This is a genomic window from Flectobacillus sp., from assembly GCF_049240685.1.
Classification (GTDB): Bacteria; Bacteroidota; Bacteroidia; order Cytophagales; family Spirosomataceae; genus Flectobacillus.
Genome location: NZ_JBMLSD010000040.1, coordinates 14,338 through 34,963, shown reverse-complemented (window position 1 = coordinate 34,963; position 20,626 = coordinate 14,338). Strand labels below are relative to the sequence as shown.

Below are 20,626 nucleotides of genomic sequence, written 5' to 3'. Positions count from 1 at the left end.
AATTAATTTTTAATCTCGATACTTCTCCCTCCTCTTCCATTCGGTGAAAATACCTTTAATTTGATTGTTCCTTTCTCAGAGATTGGCTCAGTGTATAATTTGCTTTGAACAGTTGGCTCTGTACCATCTACGGTATAACGAATTTCAAAAGAAGGCATCTGTGTATTGGCGTATACTTTACCATTTTCCACTTTTGCACCAGCCGTAGGGATTCTAAACTGATATCCTCCAGCTAAGTACTCTAGTTTTGGGAGTTCTCTTTGCGAAATCGTATTGACAAATACATTCCAAGCTTCTTGATATTGCTTTTTGGACAACTGAGTATCGGCAGTTTGCGCCCATTGGGGGTCAGGAGCCCAAGCTCTTTCTACCAATCCTAGCATTTTTGGTAGCAACATATACTCTAATCGTTCAGGAGATTTTACATTTTCACTCCAAAGCAAACCTTGTATTCCTACTATATTGCTTTTTCCAAAATCTGTTAGTCTGTCTTTACCAATAAAATAGCTTTGCTCAACAGGATTACCTCTTCTATCTTCTGTTGAGTTTTTGTAATAATCAAACGGAATAAAATAAAAGGGTTTGTCAACATCCACAAAACCGCCCCAATAATAGCCGGGCTCTTCGTAAGTTTTTTGGTATGACAAATCAAAATACATATTGCTGACGCAAGATAAAACCACTTTATAGCCTGCATTGGCTAGTCGATAAGGTAAATCTTCATTGCCCCAGCCAATCATATTATTCCAAACATTTACCTGAAAACCTTCATTGGCCAAGCGAGGATTAGGAATCATCGTTTTTTGCCCAAGCAATTGTGTTTTGCGCATGGCGATTTCTTCCCATCCTGACAAAAACAATCCTTTCTTTTTCAAAAAAGTATTGATTTTTCCAAAATAATAATACCATAAGTCATCAATATTGTCAACCGTTGGGTCAACTTTCACTAATGCCTCGCAAAGTGGAGATTGCTCCCAAACTCCCGCTGGGACTTCGTCTCCACCAAAGTGAATAGTCGTCAAAGGCGCACCAGCATCTTTATACATAGCAATAATTTCATCTGTTACTTTTTCGAGAAAAGTGTACACTGACGGACGAGCTACACAAATCACATTATCTGTCCAAAGTTGAGCTGTGCGATATTGAGATTTGTCGTCTGGGTCACGGAGCCAATATTTCTCCGCCTCTTGCATATTTCCTTGGGCTTTATATTTCTCATAACGAGCATCCATGGCTTTGATAGAAGCACGAGCGTGGCCAGGAGATTCAACCTCTGGAATGATTTGAATATGGCGCTCAGTAGCATATTTCAAAATATCAATAAACTCTGCTCTGCTGTAAAAACCACTACCTGAATTTTGCCCAGCGTTAGGTCCTGCTCCAAAAGAGGCAGGTAGAAAGTTTTTGCTATCTAATGTGTGGCCACGGTTGGCTCCAACGTTTGTCAACTCTGGTAAATCCTTGATTTCTAATCGCCAACCTTCATCATCGATAAAGTGTAAATGCAGTACATTCAGTTTGTAGGTTGACATTAAATCCAAAACCTTTTTCAGCTCGGCAGGTGGCTGGAAATTGCGAGCTACATCCAACATAATACTTCTAAATCCAAATCTTGGCTCATCATCAACCCATAAACATGGAATTTGAATTTTTTCAGAAGGGTTTTTCCAAGCTGACACAGGCAGCAAGTTTAAAAAAGATTGTATCGCATAAAAAGCTCCGACATCGGTAGAGGCAAAAACCTGGACCTTATCGGATGAAATCATGAGTTGATAGGCTTCGCTTGGTAAATCTGGCTTTTGAGTAAAAATGATTTTACTTGTCGCTGAATTAGTTTGAGTAAGTTTTTGCCCTAGCACTTTTCCCAAACTGTTTTGAAAGTAAGTAAGCTCCTTATTCCAGTTCGGAGGAGCCTCCAAACTTGTATTTGGGCTTAACTCAAAGGAGCCAGCTTTTTTTTGAAAAATTTTTGGGGTTGGAAAAATCGGTGGCAACTCACTTCCTTCCACTTTATGAATCAAGGTATTTTTTTCATAAAGTTGAGATGGAGTAAGATAACCTACTTTGTCTTCGTTTGGGGGCTCTACCTTATAGTTTTCAATGGTAATTCCCTTATCGAGCTGGCTGTCGTTGACCCAATACAGACCAAAAGGCGCATCAGCAATGTTTACAAAAATCTCAGAAGATAAAAAACTTACTTCCAAAGATTTTCCTGCTTCAAGACCAGCAAATTTTGCTTTGGGAGATAATCTGAAAATATCTCCATTGAGATGTTCTATGTTGATATCCGAAGAAATTGTATTTGGATCAATATCTCGTATATAATTAAAATAAAGACTCCAGCCAGATTTGGGAAGCGCTTGCTTACTCAAGTTTTTAATGGTAAAAACCGACCAATATTGTCGTTTGCCCTCGAAGGCATTTTGGGTAACTTTCCATGAAATCTGTAGTGAATTTGGGTTAAAACTTCCTGACTTTTTTTGACCAAACCCTTGATAAATCATCAAAAGTAACAGGCTCAGAACAGCCATGATATTTCGATTGTATTTCATAAATAATGATAGATAAATTGGGTGATATGTGAATTTTTCAAAAACCAACTAGGTATTTCTAGGCACGGTGGTAATCAGGCCTCCATGATAGGATAGCTGCCTTAATCTCCTTTGAAGGTAATTTTTCGGCAACAGCTCTATCTACTAAGACAAGGTATTCTTCATTTGAGGCAAATCTTAAGGCAATAATTTGGCTCATTCTCAAACTACTCGGCAAAGGTTTGCCTGTCAAAACAAAGTAACGAAAATTTTCTTCGGCTCTGATGGCTCTATCTTGCGCTTTGAGCGCAAATACTCGTGCATACCAGAATATTCCTAAAAGCGAAGCCGAAACAAATAGTAAAATCACACCTAAAAGGAGTTGTTCAGAGCCCTGTTTTACAACAAATAGTATACTTAAAATCAATACAGCCAATACAAAAAAGGAGGTAATGTAGTGGTAACCTGGAACATATTGAGCATGACTTTTAAGGCTTTGTTCTTTCATGATAGTAATAGTTAAAAATGATTGTTTTTCCCAAACTTAAGTACTTTCATTTTCAATTCAAATTTTCCTTGAATCGATGAGTCGAAATCAATCAAAAGTAACGGTACTATTTAGTGTTCATCTGGAGTGAAGAGGCTTTTTTGCATTTAAAACCTTAAGTTAAAAGTTACTAAGTAGTCGTGCAGAATAAGATTTAAGATACGTGCTTAGGCAATAGGCAACAGGCACAAGGCCAAGAGTGTTAAAATGTTTTTTATTAACCACAGCCATGCTTTTTCCAAAGCCCACCTCTGAAAGCCGAAAGCTCAAAAATTAAATTCTATTTTGCACTATTACTTAAGTTGGAGCTCAAAATTAGATTTAAGTTTTATATTTTAGGCGCAAAACATCGGGCACAGAGTTTTAACATCTTTTATAATTAGATAAGTTTTTACCTAAAAACCTAGAGCCGAATACTCGATAGTTTGATTTTATTTTGACGATTACTTACAAGTTCAAGACTTAGTTTTGGACTCGTTTTTTTAAGAGTTTTTACAAAATAATTCGAAAAACGTTATTTATCAATAGCATATTGACTATTATAAAGCATTCATAATCAAAATATTACAATCAAATTTCTCTTTACAAATACTAACAATTTAATCATTCCTACTACTTTTTGTAAAAAATTAAAAATACCTGAATGACACTTTCTCTTGTTGTAACTTAAACAGTCCACAGCTAAACCGTTTAATGGATATTTACTTTTGCAAATTCAGACAATTCAGAGGCAATATAGGTATCTCAAGCCACATAGAATTTTTCAAGTTGGAATGAAAAAAGCGGTCGAAAAACAAATTTCGACCGCTCTTATTGAAACTCATATCTAGAATTTAACTTAGATTTAATCGTCAAGTAATACGTGCTACAAGTAATCACTCAAGTGCACATTCTTTAATACCGAATAGCGGTTAACTCAAAACAGAATTGCAATTGGTTAACTAATTTAGTATTAAACTATAGCGACAATTCCTTAGTTTTCAAGAATCTTAAAAATAAGAGGTTTTATTACCTCAATTTCTGCTTCAAATTCTCTTAATAATTTATTGAAAGTAGCTGACTCAAAAACCTTCAATTTTTCGAGTTTTTCAGCTCTGTTCCCTAACTCTTGCATACCAGCTGAAAGCGCAGTTCCTTTTATTTTATGTCCTAATTTGTTGATTGCAATCAGGTTTTCTTCATTGATTAAAGTTTGAAACTGAGCAACAATTGGTTCCAATTGCAAAAGCACCATTTCTAGAACTTCTTTGGCCAGTTCGGGGTCATCTCCCATTCTTTTGGATAAATCGGCAAAATCGAGATGATTTTTGTCGATTGAACTAAGTAAGGCTGATTCAACAGGATTATTCATCTTATCTTCAAAATTTAGCCATTTATTCAGCGCTCGTTCGAGGGTTTCTCTTACAAATGGCTTCATGATGTAATCGTCCATTCCGGCTTCAAGGCAGCGGGTTTGTTCTCCCGTTACAGTTCCGGCTGTGAGCGCAACGATTGGTGTGTGTTTAATAATTTCTTTCTGTCGGATAATTTGAGTAGCCTCATAGCCATTCAGCTCGGGCATTTGAATATCCATAAGTATCAAATCAGGTGTATATTTTTCATGCATTTCGACGGCTTCTCTTCCATTTTCAGCGGTAATGATATTCGCTTGTGGCAACACGGCTTTTAGTACAGACAAGGCCAGAAACATATTAACATTATTGTCTTCTGCAATAAGAATAGTGTATTCACCCGATTTGTAATGACTCTCTTCTAAATTGTTTGGTAAGAGATTATCACTTACTTCTTTAGAACGCCCACTTATCTGTAGTATTGCATCATAAAGTTTATGAATCGTTATAGGTTTAACCATTCTTTTTGCAACAGACAATATTTCACAAGCTTTGATGACTTTTTCGTCATCAGAAGAACTATGTAAAAGTATGATTGGTATTTTCAAATCCAATTCTTCTCGGATAAGTCTTATGGTTTCGAGCCCGTCCAAATCGGGCATGTGATAGTCCATAATAATCAATTCAACATCTTCAGGCCTTTCCTGCAAGGTCTGAATAGCCTTGAACCCAGAGTCTACCGATTTGGAAAAGATACCCGAAATACCGAGCATTTCCTCAAGAATTGCACAATTGTTTCTATTGTCGTCAACAATCAAAACATGAGAGAAGGTTCCCTGCAAATTAAAAGCAATTTCTTCATCTTCATAGCTTTCAAATTCTACATCAAAAAAGAAAGTACTACCCGTATTGACCTCGCTTTGCACTTGCAACTGGCTACTCATAAGCGACAACAACTTATTTGAGATAGTTAGCCCCAAACCTGTTCCCCCAAATCGTCGAGTTACGGAGGCATCCTCTTGAGAAAAAGCTTCAAATATTCTCAGCAAATTTTTGGGAGCAATACCGATTCCCGTGTCTCTTACCGAAAACCTTATCATGTTTCGATGAAGGTCTACAGCTTCAATTAATTCTAATTTTAATTCGATTTCGCCATCATTAGTAAACTTAACTGCATTGCCAAGGAGATTTACCAAAATCTGTCGCAAACGCACAGCATCCGCTTTCAGAAAGCGAGGCACTGCTGGAGAAATGTGCAATAATACCTCCAAATTTTTCTTATGTGCCTGATAGCTAACCAAGTCTACCACTTGACTACCTAGTTCATAAACATCTATTTGTTCAATTGATAGTTCAAGCTTACCTGCTTCAATTTTTGAGAAATCGAGAATATCGTTGATAACATCTAACAAGGACTGCGCCGAATGGTGTATCGTTGAGACATACTGTTTTTGCATATCGCTCATTTCGGTACGCATAAGCAAATCTGTAAATCCAATAACCCCATTGAGAGGCGTACGGATTTCGTGACTCATATTAGCCAAAAACTCAGATTTTGCTCTATTGGCCGCCTCGGCTTGTTCACGAGCCGTAAGCAGTTGTTGCTCAATTTGTTTTCTGGAAGTAATATCTCTTACCACGGCCTGAATAAGTTCCTCTCCTTCAATGTTTAATCTTGAGAGATACACCTCAGCCAAGAAAGTTTCTCGAGAATTTACTTTTTGACAAACCCACTCAAACTGATGATTTTGTTTTTGTTGACAGATTTTTACATGCTCAAACAACCTTGTAGCTTTTTCTTCAAGGTCTCCTTCATTTACAGCAGTCAAATCCATTGGCGATTGTGAGCACAATTCTTCTTTGGAATAAGCGCCAAAAAGTTTGATAGCTGCCGGATTACAATCTAGGCAAAGATTTTGTGACAAAACCAATACGGCATCGCTCGTAGAATCGTAGAGGGCACGAAACTTTGCCTCTGAACGAACTATTTCCAGCTCAGCTTCTTTTTGTTTGGTGATATCATGCAGATAACCATGCCAAATCACGCCATCTTCCACTTTTTCGGGCATTGATTCGCTTCTTACCCAAATTTTACCTTTCTGGGGTAATACCAATCTAAAATCAATTGATTTGACATTTAGGTTTTTGTAGGAATCTTCAATGGTGGCAATTAAACCACTTATATCTTTGTTATGTATTCTCGAAAAAGCTTCAACATAGCTAGTTTCTTCGTATTTGACAGAGGTTTCAAAAAGTTCAAAAAGAGATTCGGAACAGTAGACAATGGTCAGCCTGCCGTCATGGTATCTTTTTAATTGATATAATCCTCCAGGAACCTGATTGGATAACTTCTTAAAAAGCTTATTCGTATTTCTAATTTCGGCCTCACTTTCTTTTTCACGAGTGATATCTTTAAAAGTGCCAAAAAGTCTTTTACATTTTTTTCCCTCAAATTCACCCTCGCCGATAATACGAATCCACTTCGTTGTTTTAGTATAAGTTTCTATATTAAGTTCTATGTCAAAAGGAATCCCCGTTTCTACGGTGGTTCTGAATGCTTCAAAAATAATAGATTTACTCTTTGGGTCTTTATAAAAACTTAGACTACCTTCAATATCCAAATTAAAATCATTGGGGACTTCCAAAATTTCTCTAGCTTCCTTAGTCCATCTCATTCGATAACTCGGCAAATCCATCTGCCAAGCGCCAATTCTTGCCATTTGGCTACTTTTTGCTACAATCTCTTTGGATAATCTAAGTTGGCCTTCATTGTTCCCCCATTGACTATCTATCACTAAATTATTTTGTATTTTTTGCTGAATTCTTTGAGAGGTAATGTTTTCAAAAAATACAACAATTTCGCCTGAGTCTAATTTGTCGGCCCAACCACATTTTGCTCTAATCCACATCAAATCGCCGATAAAATGCTTGGCCCTAAACTCCAAAACTAAGGTGGATTGTTCGGTTTGTACAAAATTTAATAAAGAATCTTTACACTCCAACTTATCATCGGGATGGTATGCCTCTGGATGTTGCGATAAGTTTTGCTCACTTTCGTAACCCAACAATTTTACCAACTGAGGAGCAAGCCAAAAGCGCTCTAGCTTATTGACTGAGAAAGTCCATAAATTTTTAAGAAAAAACTCATATACAAAATCTGAAAAACCAGAAGAAGCACTAAAATGATGGTCAGTATGTTGATTAAAATGATTCATATACTTGTATGTGCGAAGTAATTAGGCTATCGATTGCAAGAATTGAAAGTAAAAAAACAGTTGGTAAACAATTGATTAGTGGCTGTGGATTAGGATCAGTAATTGGTTTTTCTGTCTTTACATTCAAAAAGTTGGAAGTACAAACGATTAGACTTAACTAACGAAAAAACTACTCTTTTGGATTTGTTGGGTTATTTTCAAGTAAATTTCTTTAGAATTAACTAGGTTTGGTCTAAATAAAATACCCTTATAGAGGGTTTTGCAAGAAGAGTACCAAATCTCTAAGTACTAGACAAATGGATAAAGTATTACTCAGTGGCTTGGGCTTGTTTCTGAATTCTGTAAAAACAGATTTAATCTATTCAAATAATGAGTCCAAGACTACATCTTAAACTATTTTGTCCAGTAGTAAGAACAACATTTCTGCATCGTCAAAATTCTAAAATTCAACACTATGCAACAAAAATATTTTTTTAAATTGAGAAACATCAAGCCTCTTACAACATCCACTAGGATGCAATCCAATAGAGTTATTCTCCAAAAGTTTTTTCCCAACTACAAAAGAGCACCAAAGTTCAACAATAATCATCTTTTCACCGCTAACCAATCAGCTATAAGCTACACAGAAAAGTTAAATTTTAGTCAAATACTTCAACAGTTTTCCAGAAGGTGAGTTGGGATTTTTTTGAAAAATATTGGCATTTCCAATAACAATAAAACTACACTTAGCTCTCGAAACAGCCACATTTAACATATTAGGACGGTTGTTTCTATCGAAAAAGAACACCTCGGCGTCGTTGCTGGCATACACAGGAGAAAAAACAATAATTTCTCTCTCTGCTCCTTGTAGAGCATGAACCGTGCCTATTTTCATGAGGTGCGTATCAATCCCTATTTTTTTTAGTTTTTTGTATAAAATTTTTCTTTGACCTCTAAAAGGAGTTATGATTCCGACCAACTCTTCTATCCTTTTATATTGTTTGGCTTTTTCGGTAAAATGCCTCTCTATGGCACTTTTGTTAGCCACAATCCACCTACAAATTTCATCGGCCTCCTCCTCATTAAATCTTTCTTTGTTTTTTACGGTAGAACTACTCGGTTGGTCAAGCAAAACCATAGGTGGAAACAATTGTTGAGAAGAATCATAAAGCTTCATCGGTTTTAGTAATCCTTTGTAAGCCAAATCATTGCAATAGCTAATAATGGCAGGATGACAGCGTCGGTGCTCCAGGAGCATTATCCCTCTTTGCTCGTATTTAGCTTCAAACACGTCCGTTGCCTCCAATGCCATTCTCATGATAGAGCCACTAGATGTCAAAAAACCTTTTTGCTGTAAAAGGCCCAATTGCGCATCCTTTTCATCTTGAATAAGCTCAGTTTTTAATAAATTACCTAAGTCTACTTTAAAGATGGTATTCCAAACTGGTTCAATCTGCTGGATATCGCCCACGACTACGGCTTGTTTGGCAAGTGCAAAACTGGCTAATCCAACCTCTGGGCTTACTTGCCCGGCCTCATCAACGATGAGAAAATCCACAAACTCCAACATCGGAGGAGTTTCCCACTTTTTGCTCCCATCCTCATTTTCGCCAGCGTATTTCAAGTACGAAAAAAAGCGTGGCGCCATAAAAAACGTGCTCACAAAACAAGGTGTCAACATAGCACGGGTTTTCCACAACAACTTACGACCCGCCAAACCCTTGTTGGGAGCCTCGTTTTTTTGTTGATCGGTGATGGCCTCAATCCAACGGCCCTCCCAATAGTGGACTGCCAACAAAAACGCCTTGTGACTTATTTTTGTATCAACCTCATCAAAAAAATACTGATTTCGGGCGTTAAACTGCCGAAGTTTCAAAAAATCTTTTTCCCAAACCTTCTCTTCATCCATGCAAGGATTAGATACAATACCATACTGCCTTTTCCATTTTTCCCATAAAACCCAAGCATCCAAAACCTCTTGAATCAATTTTAATTTTGCTTCAAAAAAACTTTTCAATCTTGCTCGCGAGGTATCTTTTAGTGGCTCTAAATTCAGCAAAGTTTGTCTTATCATGGGTCTAGCAGTAGTCTGAATATGAATCAGTTGTTCTTCTATTCCACTGGCTATTGCCAACCAAAAATCCTCATTTTCTTCTAATTCGCTCCAATATTTTTGGTCAATTGACCGATGTGTAAAGTCGGCCATTCGCTCACAAACTTTTTTCCAAAGCACTCTTCCTTGCTCCAATGATTTTGAAAGATTTTTGATTTCTGACTGAATCCAGAAATATGCCTCCGAGATATCCTCTGTGCGTTTTTGGGTATATCTATGAACCATATTGAGATAATACCTTTCGGCTTTCTCGAGATAAGCCTCGTCTTCTAACCGAGCAAACAAGCCAGAATCGTCGAGCTTTTGGTAATTGATTTGAGCAAGTTCCTTTTCTGATTTATTACGGGCTGGAAGATAGGTGGCATAGCCCGAAAAATCGGGTAGCCAACGCTCCTGCAAATCGGCAAAGCGAGTAGTCTTGGAAGGTTTGAAGCTCTCGATGATATTGAGCACAGCCTGATTATTGGCCGAGCAGGCCAATAATAGAGTTGGCTCTTGACCAATCAAGGCAGATTGCACCACCTGATTTGCCACAATACTTTGAATCAAAGTAGTTTTTCCTGTACCGGGCGGGCCATTTACGGCAAACACCTTCGATTTTCTCTCTTGATTGAGCGTATGTATAGCGTTTCGCTGAGAAATACTTAAGGGAAACTCCCCACCCATTTGTCCAAGGTGCGTTAAATGGGTATCGAGCCATCGAGAAACATCCACAGGTTTAGTCAATGATTTTACTTCTTTAATACGCAACATATCCTTCAACAAATCAGGCAATTGTTTAGCATTTTCAAGGTGTTCGTATAGCGTAAGTATAGCCGCAGCAGCTTGCATGTCTTTCTCGGGCACAACAATTGTTGTTTCAAAAACTACCCTATAGTCGTCTTCCGAAAATTCTTGTAAACTTTGGGTTCTCAATGCTTCGAAGCAATCATCGATATAGTCGACATAATTTTCCCATCGGACGAAAGTGCTCCTCTCTTCGGCATACAACTCTTCAAAGGAATCTAATTGACAAAAAACAAAATCAGTATCTTCATTTCCGACAGGGCTCATCCATTCTCTCGGTACAATCGGATAGTAGTCGTCAACTACACTTAGGTGGCCTCCACGATGCAAAACGGCAGGAAACCAAAAAGGATAAATAGATTTTGGTGTAAAAAATAAATTTTCTTCTCTAATCGGATCAAGAAAGCAAGGAGAAATCAGAACATTGATTACTTCGGGGCGTTCCCATTTAGGGTCTTTATCAGAACGAATACCCTTTTCCAGATTCCGTTTTTTTTCTTGACTCTTAAAAAAAGCTTCACATACATTCTCCTCAATCGCACCTAATCGCCAAGTATCGGCAGGGAAGCGCATTGGCTCGCTAAGCTCCACATCAATATTTGCTTTCATGGCTTGAGCCAAACAAGTCTTCCAGTACGCTAATAACTTTTTTTCAATCATGTTAGTTGTAGTCCTTTGGTCAGAAATAGCAACAAAGGTAAAGGCTTAAATTTAAAGTGAAAAGTATTATGATAGAATGCGGAAAGCTCCTACAGAGTGATAAAATAAAGAGCAAAGCTCGTCCAAAGCCATAAAGGCTATTATTCAAGCTTTTTGTGGAGAAACGAATCATTGTAGATTGTTCAAAATATTTTCTTCAAAAAGTAGTTATATTAAATGTAGGCTTGTAATTTTGTTAGAGCTCCATTATGAGGCACTTAAAACTGATTGAATATGTCATTACTCAGAAACATCATGGCTTTCTTATTTGGTTCAGCAGAATCAGATTATCCTGTATTGGGCAAGAACTCAAAAATGATTTTGTCTGATGCCAATATGGCACAACAATTATTATCGGCGATTGACCGCGAGAGACACAACGATGATATTATCACCATTTCAGGGACAAAGGGCTCTTTTCGTGTTGAGCGAGTATCTGAAATCTAGAACGGCTTTTTTACAGATTTCCCTGTAATCCTCTACCCCATTTATGTCAGGAATTACCTACGGCGTTGCGCTGATTATTTTATTTTTTATACTTCCAGGAGGCCTTTTCCGAAAAGCTTACTCTCCAATACATCTTTCTAACTATCATTTACGAGCCAGCAATTTTGCTGAAATTGCCACCACATTAGGGATGGGGATGGTTATACAATGTTTAGGAATACTCATCATCAATAAATTTCACCCAAGCTTATTTATTGATTTTAGAATAATGCCCAAGCTTTTGACTAGTCCAGACGAAATGGTGCTTTCGAAGGTACAAAGGCATCTTGTTGCCATTTTTAGCTATAATGCTGTTTTATTGTTGTCAAGTTATGTTCTTGGAAGTTTTTTACAGAGATTAGTCTTGTATTTTAGACTTGACGAACGTTTTTTAGTCTTAAAGTTTGATAATGCCTTCCATTACGTATTTTCGGGAAAAATGTTTCTGAAAAAAGATACGGAAGAAATTCTTACCTATATGAATGTATGCGTAAAAATTGACAATGATTTCTTTGTATATTCAGGATTTCTCCTTGATTATCAACTCAATAAAGACGGACATTGCGAATTGATTGAGCTTGGAAAAGTAAAAAGGAAGGTTATAGATAAGCATAATACAGAATTCAGTCATATCCTTAAAAAAAACCAGCACCACGAATACAATCTTTTTTGTGACAAGCTATTTATACCCTACAATCAAATTCTCAATTTTGGTATCACTTATTTTCGGGTACAAAGAGTTGGGGAGGTTTAGCAGGTATTTTGTCAGTCTGTTGAGGATTCGCTATTTTTGCCGCTTCATTTTAACTTTAAGACAATGTTGTGGACTGATTTATTGGTAGAAACTTTGGGTTGGATAGGCTCTGTACTGATTGTTGGCGCTTATGCGCTTAATATTCAAGGTAAACTTCGTGCCGACCAGCCTGCTTATATTTGGAGCAATATGATCGGCGGTGTTTTTTTTGTGGTAAACACTATTGCTCATAAGGCATATCCTTCTGCCTTAGTCAATGTAATCTGGGTAGCAATTGCGGTTTATTCTATTGTAAAGACTAAACGAGCGAGCTAATTGACAATAAGAATTGAGTGAGTTGCGAGTGAGTGAATGAATGAAAGTATTTTTATTTTAAGCTACCTTTCACTCGTAGAAAAGCAATTCTTTTCGGGTAAAGAGGTGTCATGTTGAGATAGTTTATCAAAAAAGGCGTTCGGAAAATTCATTCCGAATGCCTTTTTTGATAAACTATCTCGGCTAGAGACACAAAGCATTGCGTCTCTACAACTAGAATACAAATTTTAGAATAATCACTCAACCTCACATCACTAAATGAGCAAGGTTTATCACTCCATTGGCCCAAGGAAGGAAGTTTTTACCTCATCTATTATCACTCCATTGCTGATTACCTCAATCTTGAGTTTTATAGAAGGTGCTTCTAAGTCTTTTTTGGGGATACTAATAAAGAAAGAACCGCGTGTTAGTTCACTCTTATTCAACTGTAATGGTTTTCCGATCAATTTTATTTTAGCTGATGGATAATCCTTTACATGAATGGTGACAGGCATGGCATTGATGGTTTTATTTAAAATCTCAATATTATATAAATTAGAAATATTACCGTTCTTTTCTTCCTGATAGGTTAGTCCTGGAGTTCTGAGTAGGGTAGTTTCTACATCGCTACGAGTAATCAGCATAAAGGCCAAAATACCCAATAATGCTGTTAAAACGGCCGTATAAGCACCTATTCGAAGGTTAAAACTCAATTTGTTCCCTTTTTCTATGCCGTCTAAGGAGGCATAACGAATCAAACCTGTAGGTTGATTGGTTTTTACCATTACCTCGTCGCAGGCATCTATACAAGCCGTACAGCCAATACATTCGAGCTGAGTACCATTACGAATATCGATACCCGTTGGGCAAACTTGCACGCAGATACCGCAATCTACACAATGGCCTTTGTTTGGATTTGTCAAAGCTTTTAATTCATCCAAGGGATTGGGTTGTTCTTCTACTTTTTTCTTTTTACCACGAGGTTCACCTCTAAGAAAATCATAGGCTACAATAATTGATTTTTTGTCAAGTAAAACACCTTGCAAACGACCATAAGGGCACACTACGATACATACTAATTCGCGGAATTTGGCAAACACAAAATAGAAAACAAAGGTAAAAATCGTAATAGCTACTAAACCCGAAATATGATTTAGCGGGTTATCAAGGATAATTGTAAATAACTCTTTTTTACCAATAATATAGGCCAAAAATGTATTGGCAATCAGGAAGGAAATAATGAAGAAAATAAGATGTTTGGCGCTTTTCTTCACTATTTTTTCAGTATTCCATGGTTGAGCATCAAGTCGCTGTTGAGCACGGTAATCTCCCTCTATCCAATTTTCAATTTTACGGAATAACATTTCCATAAAAATGGTTTGAGGACATGCCCATCCACACCAAACACGACCAAAAATAACCGTAAATAAGATGATAAAAACTATAAAAGTTAAAAGTCCAAAAGCAACCAAATGGAAATCTTGAGGAAAAAAAGTAACGCCAAAGAAGATAAACTTCCGTTCGAGCACATTAAACATAAACAGTGGCCCACCATCTATTTCGACAAAGGGTATGCCAAACAGTAGACCCAACAAAAGCCACGAAAAATAGGTTCGTAGTTTGTATAATTGTCCTGCAACAATACGAGGATATATCCAGATGCGTTTCCCAGAGTCGGTGACGTTCGAAAGATGATCACGGAACTCGGTGGTATCTATTTTGGGAGGTTTCATAATTTTAAATTAATTTATCAGCACATAAGCGAATTAGAAATAGTACATACCGATGCTGAATTGTGAGCTGGAAAATTTTAATATAATTTTCTAATAATCAGAATTTTACATTTCTATTTAATCAGAAAAATGTTATTCAAAAATTTTAAAACAATAAACCAAAAGCCTAAAAAGTTTCTCGTTGAAAAAGGATAACATCTATTCCTTTTGCCAATGGACTACAGATACATTTTAAAAAAAACAATTCGAACGCTCTGAGGCTTATGCACTACCCATAAGTCTCGAACGTCCGAATGTCAATAGTTTTTTACTTAAGTATTTAGGTAAAATTTAATCAATTCTACCCGCAAGAAGCCACAAGCAAGAAGTACAAAAGCGTTTTTTCGAAATCAAAATATACCTTTTACAAAATGCCCATTGCTCAAAGCTATCTACTTCATACTAACCGCAGCATCTACTTTGTCTCCTTGAGGAGCTTTAGCATTAGCAGGTTTTGTGCCTTGTATTGACACAATGTAACTCAATACCTGCTGCACTTGGATAGGATTCAATGTTTTTTTCCAAGAAATCATACCCTTTTCAGGAACACCCTCATTGATGGTATGAAAGATAGCTTTTGGTGAACCACCATGCAACCAGAACTCATCGGTTAGGTTGGGGCCTACCACGCCCTCTCCGTTTGCTCCATGGCACGCCACGCAGTTCTGAGTATAGATTTTCTTGCCATCTTCTACCCCTTTGGCATCTGTCAACACTTTCACGTTGTCTTCGTTTACCGAGTTAGCAAACTTTTTCATATACTCCTCTCGTGCTTTTTCGGCGATAGTTACCTCTTCGGTATATTCATTGTTCATGATTTTACCATTTCCAACTACATGGTAGCCAATAAGGTAAAAAATCCCAAAAACAATTGTGATATAAAACAAATACATAAACCAAGGCGGAGTAGGATTGTCGAGCTCGGCAATGCCGTCATACTGGTGCTCCATCATTTGGTCTTTCTCAAACTGCATTGGCTTCAAGCTCCAGAATTTTTGCCAGAAAGTACGATTTTGCATCGCCTGTTCAAACTCTGAGCTTTCAGTCTTTGGTTTAAAAATATTTCGGATTTGAGAGTTAAGATTGAGCGTAACCACAATAATCACCGCACAAATCAATGTCATCAAGCCAAGTAAAGTAATAATAAATAGCTCCTGACCTGTTTTAAGTCCTGGAAGAAAAGTATTTTTTGCTTCTTCGGCCGCAAACATCGAGAATGAGACCAGACTTAATATAGCTAAAATAGATAATCGCTTCATCGGATTGGTTATCAATTAGAAAGTTGTCAAATAGAAATCACATCTTGAAGCTCATGGGTACTGGTGTCTTCAAGGGGTAAGTTTTGCATTTTGTTCAAGTAGCCTTTATCCATGATGAATAGATAGATGCTTACGAGAATAAAGAAGGCCATAAATATGAGAAACGAAGTAATCATATAAAGATCTGCGCCATCTACTTTGTCGATAAATTGCTTAAACATGGCTTTGAATTTTTAAGGCAACAAGAAAAGTTGTGAGTGTTGAGTTATAAATTGTGAGTGGCGAATTAAAAAATATAAATTATTGATAAATAACACTTTACATTTAACACTCATCACTCACAACTCAAAACTCATCATTACTATTGGTTTGCTGCGGTTTCTGTTTTCTTTATATCAGTACCTATTCTTTGTAGGTAAGCAATCATTGCAATAATTTCTTTATCTGAAGAAACTTTTACACCTTCTTTAGCAAGATTTGCTGCAATACCCTCTGCTTGGGTTTTTAGGTCTTCCTGAGCTTTTTGGATTTGATAAGCATCATACGGAACGCCCAATTTTTGCATTGCTTTCATTTTTGACTCAATGTCAGAAGTATTCAATTTTTGTTCTAACAACCAAGGATAAGGAGGCATAATAGAACCCGGGGACATTGAAACTGGCTCACGCATGTGGTGATAGTGCCAAGAATCTGGATATTTGCCACCTTCACGGTGCAAATCTGGACCAGTACGTTTTGAACCCCACAAAAATGGGTGATCATACACAAATTCTCCTGCTTTTGAATATTGACCGTAACGTTCTGTTTCACTTCTAAACGGACGAACCATTTGACTATGACAGCTCACACAACCTTCGCGGATATACAAATCACGACCTTCCAATTCGAGTGCAGTGTAAGGCTGAACAGCGCTAATCGTCTCTACGTTAGATTTTACCATGAAAGTTGGGATTAGCTCAATCGCAGTACCTACCAAAATCATGACTAATGAACCTACCAATAATGGAATTGGTTTGCGTTCGAACCAACGGTGCCAATAAGTATCGCTTCCTGTTGGAGTGTAGGCTACTTCCAAAGCAGGAGCCTCTGCTGGTTCGTTTGCTTCTAATGAACCTTGCGCCATTGTTTTGAACAAGTTATAAGCCATCAGGATAGCACCTGTCAAGTAAATCAAGCCACCTACCGCACGCATCGCATGCATTGGTAAAATTTGTAAGGTAGTTTCAAGGAAGTTACCGTATTTCAAAGTACCCTCTGGCGTAAAATCTTTCCACATCATACCTTGTGTAAAACCAGAGATGTACATAGGCACAGCATAGAATAAGATACCCAAAGTACCTAACCAGAAGTGTACATTTACTAGTTTTTTAGAATAAATCGTAGTATGATAGATACGAGGGAGCAACCAATATAAAATTGCAAAGCTCAAGAATCCATTCCAACCTAAAGCACCTACGTGTACGTGAGCAACAATCCAGTCGGTAAAGTGAGCAATAGCATTTACGTTTTTCAAAGAAAGCATAGGGCCTTCGAAAGTTGCCATACCGTAGCTAGTTACACCAACTACCATAAATTTCAAGATAGCATCTTCACGAACTTTATCCCAAGCACCGCGCAAAGTCAACAAACCATTAATCATACCACCCCATGATGGAGCAATCAACATAATCGAGAATACAGTACCTAATGATTGTGCCCAGTCAGGCAAACTTGTATATAATAAGTGGTGAGGGCCAGCCCAGATATAGATAAAAATCAAAGCCCAAAAGTGCAAAATCGATAACTTATAAGAATATACGGGACGATTCGCCATTTTTGGTAGGTAGTAGTACATCAGTCCCAAGAAAGGCGTAGTCAAGAAAAATGCTACTGCGTTGTGACCATACCACCACTGAACCAAAGCATCTTGAACACCAGCATACAAAGAATAACTTTTGAACATTGAAACTGGCAATTCAAATGAGTTTACTACGTGCAAAACAGCGACTGTAATAAATGTAGCAATATAAAACCAAATCGCAACATATAAATGGCGCTCGCGGCGTTTGAAAATTGTTCCAAACATATTGATACCAAACACGACCCAAATCAGGGTGATAGCAATATCAATAGGCCACTCCAACTCTGCATATTCTTTACTACTTGTCAAACCTAAAGGCAGAGTAACAGCCGCTGCAACAATAATTAATTGCCATCCCCAAAAGTGAACTTTCGAAAGAAAATCACTAAACATTCTGGCTTTACAGAGGCGTTGAAGAGAGTAGTAAACACCCATAAAGATAGCATTTCCTACAAAAGCAAAGATTACGGCATTGGTGTGCAGAGGACGAATACGTCCGAAAGTACCATATTGCGTAACGTTGAGCTCGGGTTTGAAGAGTTGAGAAGCGACAATCACGCCCACCAACATACCCACAATCCCCCAGATAATCGTGGCAACGGCAAAGTTTCGGACAATTTTGTTGTCGTACTCAAAGCGTTCGATGTGTGTACTAATAGCTGACATATTTTTAGATTATAAATTGGTTACAGGAACAATTGCGATTGAGAGCGATACATCTCTCCTATTTTGTCAGAAGCCTTGAGTCTAACTCAAGCGTTGAATGACAAGCTTATTTAGCATTCGTTTTTGGGTCGTCAAACAAAATACGCATGGCAGGAGTATGTAAATCGTCATTTTGTCCATCTTTCATCGACCAAAAAAACGCACCTAAAAAAACAAGCGCCATCAACAAACTAATTCCGATCATGATGAAGATGATTTGCATTTTTTTGTGTTTTTAATGTGTTTCTATGCTTCAAAATTGGGGCTTTCTGACGTGTTCAGCTATGAGGAATGTTAGTGGGCTTACTCGCATTTATTAGCCTGATTTATGACAAAAATCAGTATAAAAGACTTGTTTAAAGCAGGGCATAAAAAAAGGTACAAGAATAGTTCTTGTACCTTTTGAGATAAGTTTCTTAAAACCAATACTATGACTGTGTTACTTCAATCGTCGGCGAATCATTGAGTTTATTCATATAATCTATCTTATGAGCCCATGCATTGGCGATATTGTAGGCCCTTTGCTTGGCTTCTTCAGCTTTCTCACCTTCAAAAAGTTCGTCTAATGTCTCAAAAAACAAACTCAGCCATTGCTCAAAATGAGGAATCGTAAGTTGATGCACCGAATTAATCACAAAATGCGGACGTAAAGGGTGTCCGTCGTATCCTTCTTTACCAAATAATATCATTTCCCAAAAATTGTACATTTTGGGTAAATGCTTTTGCCAATTCACACGCGCCACATGGTCGAAGATATGTCCAAGCATGTGATTATCTCGTACTTTTTCATAAAACGTATTTACAAGAAGTTCGACGTCCTCGCGTCCTTCCAAGGCTTTTTTGGCACTTGGAATAGACGTATTAGTCTCTATAGGTTGTTCTGGATTCATGGCTTCAGTCTTAAAATGTTAGGTTGTCTGTTAATCTTTTGACACTAAAGTTCTTAAAAAAGTTCTTTTGGAATGCCTTAAATGCTTTTCTTTCCTAGCAATAATTTGATTCCCTAGTTCAAGACTATGTCTTGGACTCGTTTTTTTATTCAGTTTACAAACTGAACAATAGGATAGTCCAAGACTAAGTCTTGAACTAGAGTTTAAACTAAGTCTCGAAAAAAAGCACAAAGCTAACACCGTAATCTGCCCAAAAGCAATCCTCACGATGTTTTCTTTGTGCTTTAGTATTAATAAGTAATAGTGCAAAATAGAATTTAATTTTTGAGCTTTCGGCTTTCAGGTATGGGCATTCGGCAAAAACATATCTATCGTTACTAAAAAACATTTTAACACTCTTTGCCTGTTGCCTTGCCCCTAAACTAAAAAACTTAAATATAATTTTGCGCACTAACTTAAAATGGATTGAAAAGAATTTTAAAGTTTTCCAAAATGATAAACTATAAAATGGTGCTGTTATTATTTTTGAACAATTTTCGCCAATCGATGATAGAAAGGCGTCGAACTGTTCTCGTCTTTTGGCGCAAACTTACCTTGAATAATAGGAAAATACATAACACGACGGCGTGATTTTTCGCCAGTAAAAGGACAAACTTCTACACGGTGCCAAAGATCTCCATCATGTACGGTTAAGTCGCCAGCTTCAATATCCAAACCAACTTCGTTGGGGTCAGGGTTATGGTCGATGAATTGTTTTTTCAAGAACAAAACCTTCATTTTACTCAATTTGTGTGTACCTGGCAAAACTCTCAAACCACCATTCTCGAAAGGACAATCGTCTAAGTGTGTACCAATATTGAGCATTTTCAAGATTTTTTGACCCAAAAACAAATCACGTGGGCTATCGGTATGCCAGCCCATTTGCGAAAATTTACTATTGTCTTGATTGACATAATGGTTGAATACCAAACCATCCTTTTCTACCTCCGCAATACGGTTATTATTGGGTTCCAACAAAGTCAAAAGCGCCTTCAAACGTGGGTCTTGCAGATATTGGTGTAATATTTCGCTATGTGTCGAAAGAAAACACATTCGTTGAATCATCGTATTGCCTGCGGGGTCTTTTCCAAACTTCAATGGCGTACCATTCATTTTCTCAATACCCTTATCAATCCATTCTTTTTCAATTCGATGTGCTTCCCTCAAAAACAATTGGACTGTTTCTTTTGATAAAAAGTTTTTAAAATGTAAAAATCCATATTCGTTAAAAAAGGCACGTTGCTCGTCAGTAATTTGTTCGCCGAGTGTAAAGGTCTTACCTTCAAATTTATTACCCATATCTTTAAGCATTTAGCATATTTTGTTTAGGCTAAGCAATAGGATTTGGGCAATAAGTATCCGATACCTATTATCAAAACCCTATTG

At 37.3% G+C, this 20,626-nt stretch carries 14 protein-coding genes; 3 read left to right on the top strand and 11 right to left on the bottom strand.

The annotated features are described in order from the left end of the window. Positions 1–2: 2 nt before the first annotated feature. The 4 genes from ACOVQ4_RS01995 to ACOVQ4_RS01980 form a co-directional block, all read right to left on the bottom strand. Positions 3–2,552, bottom strand: a complete 2,550-nt coding sequence (locus tag ACOVQ4_RS01995) for a family 20 glycosylhydrolase (protein ID WP_421818992.1) — start codon at positions 2,550–2,552, stop codon at positions 3–5. Positions 2,553–2,610: 58 nt separating this feature from the next. Then, entirely contained in the window at positions 2,611–3,039 is a 429-nt protein-coding gene (locus tag ACOVQ4_RS01990) for a DUF6526 family protein (RefSeq protein ID WP_421818991.1), read from the bottom strand. A 1,012-nt stretch (positions 3,040–4,051) separates the two neighbouring features. Further along, on the bottom strand, positions 4,052–7,624 hold the full coding sequence (locus ACOVQ4_RS01985; RefSeq protein ID WP_421818990.1) for a response regulator: 3,573 nt from the start codon (positions 7,622–7,624) through the stop codon (positions 4,052–4,054). Positions 7,625–8,255: 631 nt separating this feature from the next. Continuing rightward, entirely contained in the window at positions 8,256–11,111 is a 2,856-nt protein-coding gene (locus ACOVQ4_RS01980) for a DEAD/DEAH box helicase (protein ID WP_421818989.1), read from the bottom strand. A gap of 324 nt (positions 11,112–11,435) precedes the next feature. Here ACOVQ4_RS01980 and ACOVQ4_RS01975 point away from each other — a divergent pair, with 324 nt between their 5' ends. The 3 genes from ACOVQ4_RS01975 (at position 11,436) to ACOVQ4_RS01965 (ending at position 12,756) form a co-directional block, all read left to right on the top strand. After that, positions 11,436–11,648, top strand: a complete 213-nt coding sequence (locus ACOVQ4_RS01975) for a hypothetical protein (RefSeq protein WP_421818988.1) — start codon at positions 11,436–11,438, stop codon at positions 11,646–11,648. 43 nt (positions 11,649–11,691) lie between these two features. Further along, positions 11,692–12,441: a hypothetical protein gene (locus tag ACOVQ4_RS01970; protein ID WP_421818987.1), complete on the top strand. Its 750-nt coding sequence runs from the start codon at positions 11,692–11,694 to the stop codon at positions 12,439–12,441. Positions 12,442–12,504: 63 nt separating this feature from the next. Beyond that, positions 12,505–12,756, top strand: coding sequence for a CBU_0592 family membrane protein (locus ACOVQ4_RS01965; protein WP_421818986.1), 252 nt, complete (start codon positions 12,505–12,507; stop codon positions 12,754–12,756). 272 nt (positions 12,757–13,028) lie between these two features. On the opposite strand, the gene ccoG is transcribed toward ACOVQ4_RS01965, so the two are convergent. From ccoG to ACOVQ4_RS01930, 7 genes are all read right to left on the bottom strand, one after another. Beyond that, positions 13,029–14,468: a cytochrome c oxidase accessory protein CcoG gene (ccoG, locus tag ACOVQ4_RS01960; protein ID WP_421818985.1), complete on the bottom strand. Its 1,440-nt coding sequence runs from the start codon at positions 14,466–14,468 to the stop codon at positions 13,029–13,031. A gap of 431 nt (positions 14,469–14,899) precedes the next feature. Beyond that, positions 14,900–15,766 carry a cbb3-type cytochrome c oxidase N-terminal domain-containing protein gene (locus ACOVQ4_RS01955; RefSeq protein ID WP_421818984.1) on the bottom strand — a complete coding sequence of 289 codons (867 nt, stop codon included), beginning with the start codon at positions 15,764–15,766 and terminating at the stop codon, positions 14,900–14,902. Positions 15,767–15,792: 26 nt separating this feature from the next. Continuing rightward, positions 15,793–15,987, bottom strand: coding sequence for a hypothetical protein (locus ACOVQ4_RS01950; RefSeq protein ID WP_421818983.1), 195 nt, complete (start codon positions 15,985–15,987; stop codon positions 15,793–15,795). Between the two features lie 140 nt (positions 15,988–16,127). Continuing rightward, positions 16,128–18,272, bottom strand: coding sequence for a cytochrome-c oxidase, cbb3-type subunit I (gene ccoN, locus ACOVQ4_RS01945; RefSeq protein WP_421818982.1), 2,145 nt, complete (start codon positions 18,270–18,272; stop codon positions 16,128–16,130). Between the two features lie 106 nt (positions 18,273–18,378). Beyond that, complete coding sequence (gene ccoS, locus ACOVQ4_RS01940; RefSeq protein ID WP_421818981.1) at positions 18,379–18,534, bottom strand: cbb3-type cytochrome oxidase assembly protein CcoS; 156 nt, start codon at positions 18,532–18,534, stop codon at positions 18,379–18,381. Positions 18,535–18,739: 205 nt separating this feature from the next. Continuing rightward, complete coding sequence (locus ACOVQ4_RS01935; RefSeq protein ID WP_421818980.1) at positions 18,740–19,201, bottom strand: group III truncated hemoglobin; 462 nt, start codon at positions 19,199–19,201, stop codon at positions 18,740–18,742. A gap of 519 nt (positions 19,202–19,720) precedes the next feature. After that, positions 19,721–20,551, bottom strand: coding sequence for a phytanoyl-CoA dioxygenase family protein (locus ACOVQ4_RS01930; RefSeq protein WP_421818979.1), 831 nt, complete (start codon positions 20,549–20,551; stop codon positions 19,721–19,723). Positions 20,552–20,626 lie beyond the last annotated feature (75 nt).

Coding starts and splice junctions, on each gene's coding strand:
- ACOVQ4_RS01995 (WP_421818992.1), bottom strand. CDS start 2,552: ATGAAATACAATCGAAATATCATGGCTGTTCTGAGCCTGTTACTTTTG.
- ACOVQ4_RS01990 (WP_421818991.1), bottom strand. CDS start 3,039: ATGAAAGAACAAAGCCTTAAAAGTCATGCTCAATATGTTCCAGGTTAC.
- ACOVQ4_RS01985 (WP_421818990.1), bottom strand. CDS start 7,624: ATGAATCATTTTAATCAACATACTGACCATCATTTTAGTGCTTCTTCT.
- ACOVQ4_RS01980 (WP_421818989.1), bottom strand. CDS start 11,111: ATGAAAGCAAATATTGATGTGGAGCTTAGCGAGCCAATGCGCTTCCCT.
- ACOVQ4_RS01975 (WP_421818988.1), top strand. CDS start 11,436: ATGTCATTACTCAGAAACATCATGGCTTTCTTATTTGGTTCAGCAGAA.
- ACOVQ4_RS01970 (WP_421818987.1), top strand. CDS start 11,692: ATGTCAGGAATTACCTACGGCGTTGCGCTGATTATTTTATTTTTTATA.
- ACOVQ4_RS01965 (WP_421818986.1), top strand. CDS start 12,505: ATGTTGTGGACTGATTTATTGGTAGAAACTTTGGGTTGGATAGGCTCT.
- ccoG (WP_421818985.1), bottom strand. CDS start 14,468: ATGAAACCTCCCAAAATAGATACCACCGAGTTCCGTGATCATCTTTCG.
- ACOVQ4_RS01955 (WP_421818984.1), bottom strand. CDS start 15,766: ATGAAGCGATTATCTATTTTAGCTATATTAAGTCTGGTCTCATTCTCG.
- ACOVQ4_RS01950 (WP_421818983.1), bottom strand. CDS start 15,987: ATGTTTAAGCAATTTATCGACAAAGTAGATGGCGCAGATCTTTATATG.
- ccoN (WP_421818982.1), bottom strand. CDS start 18,272: ATGTCAGCTATTAGTACACACATCGAACGCTTTGAGTACGACAACAAA.
- ccoS (WP_421818981.1), bottom strand. CDS start 18,534: ATGCAAATCATCTTCATCATGATCGGAATTAGTTTGTTGATGGCGCTT.
- ACOVQ4_RS01935 (WP_421818980.1), bottom strand. CDS start 19,201: ATGAATCCAGAACAACCTATAGAGACTAATACGTCTATTCCAAGTGCC.
- ACOVQ4_RS01930 (WP_421818979.1), bottom strand. CDS start 20,551: ATGCTTAAAGATATGGGTAATAAATTTGAAGGTAAGACCTTTACACTC.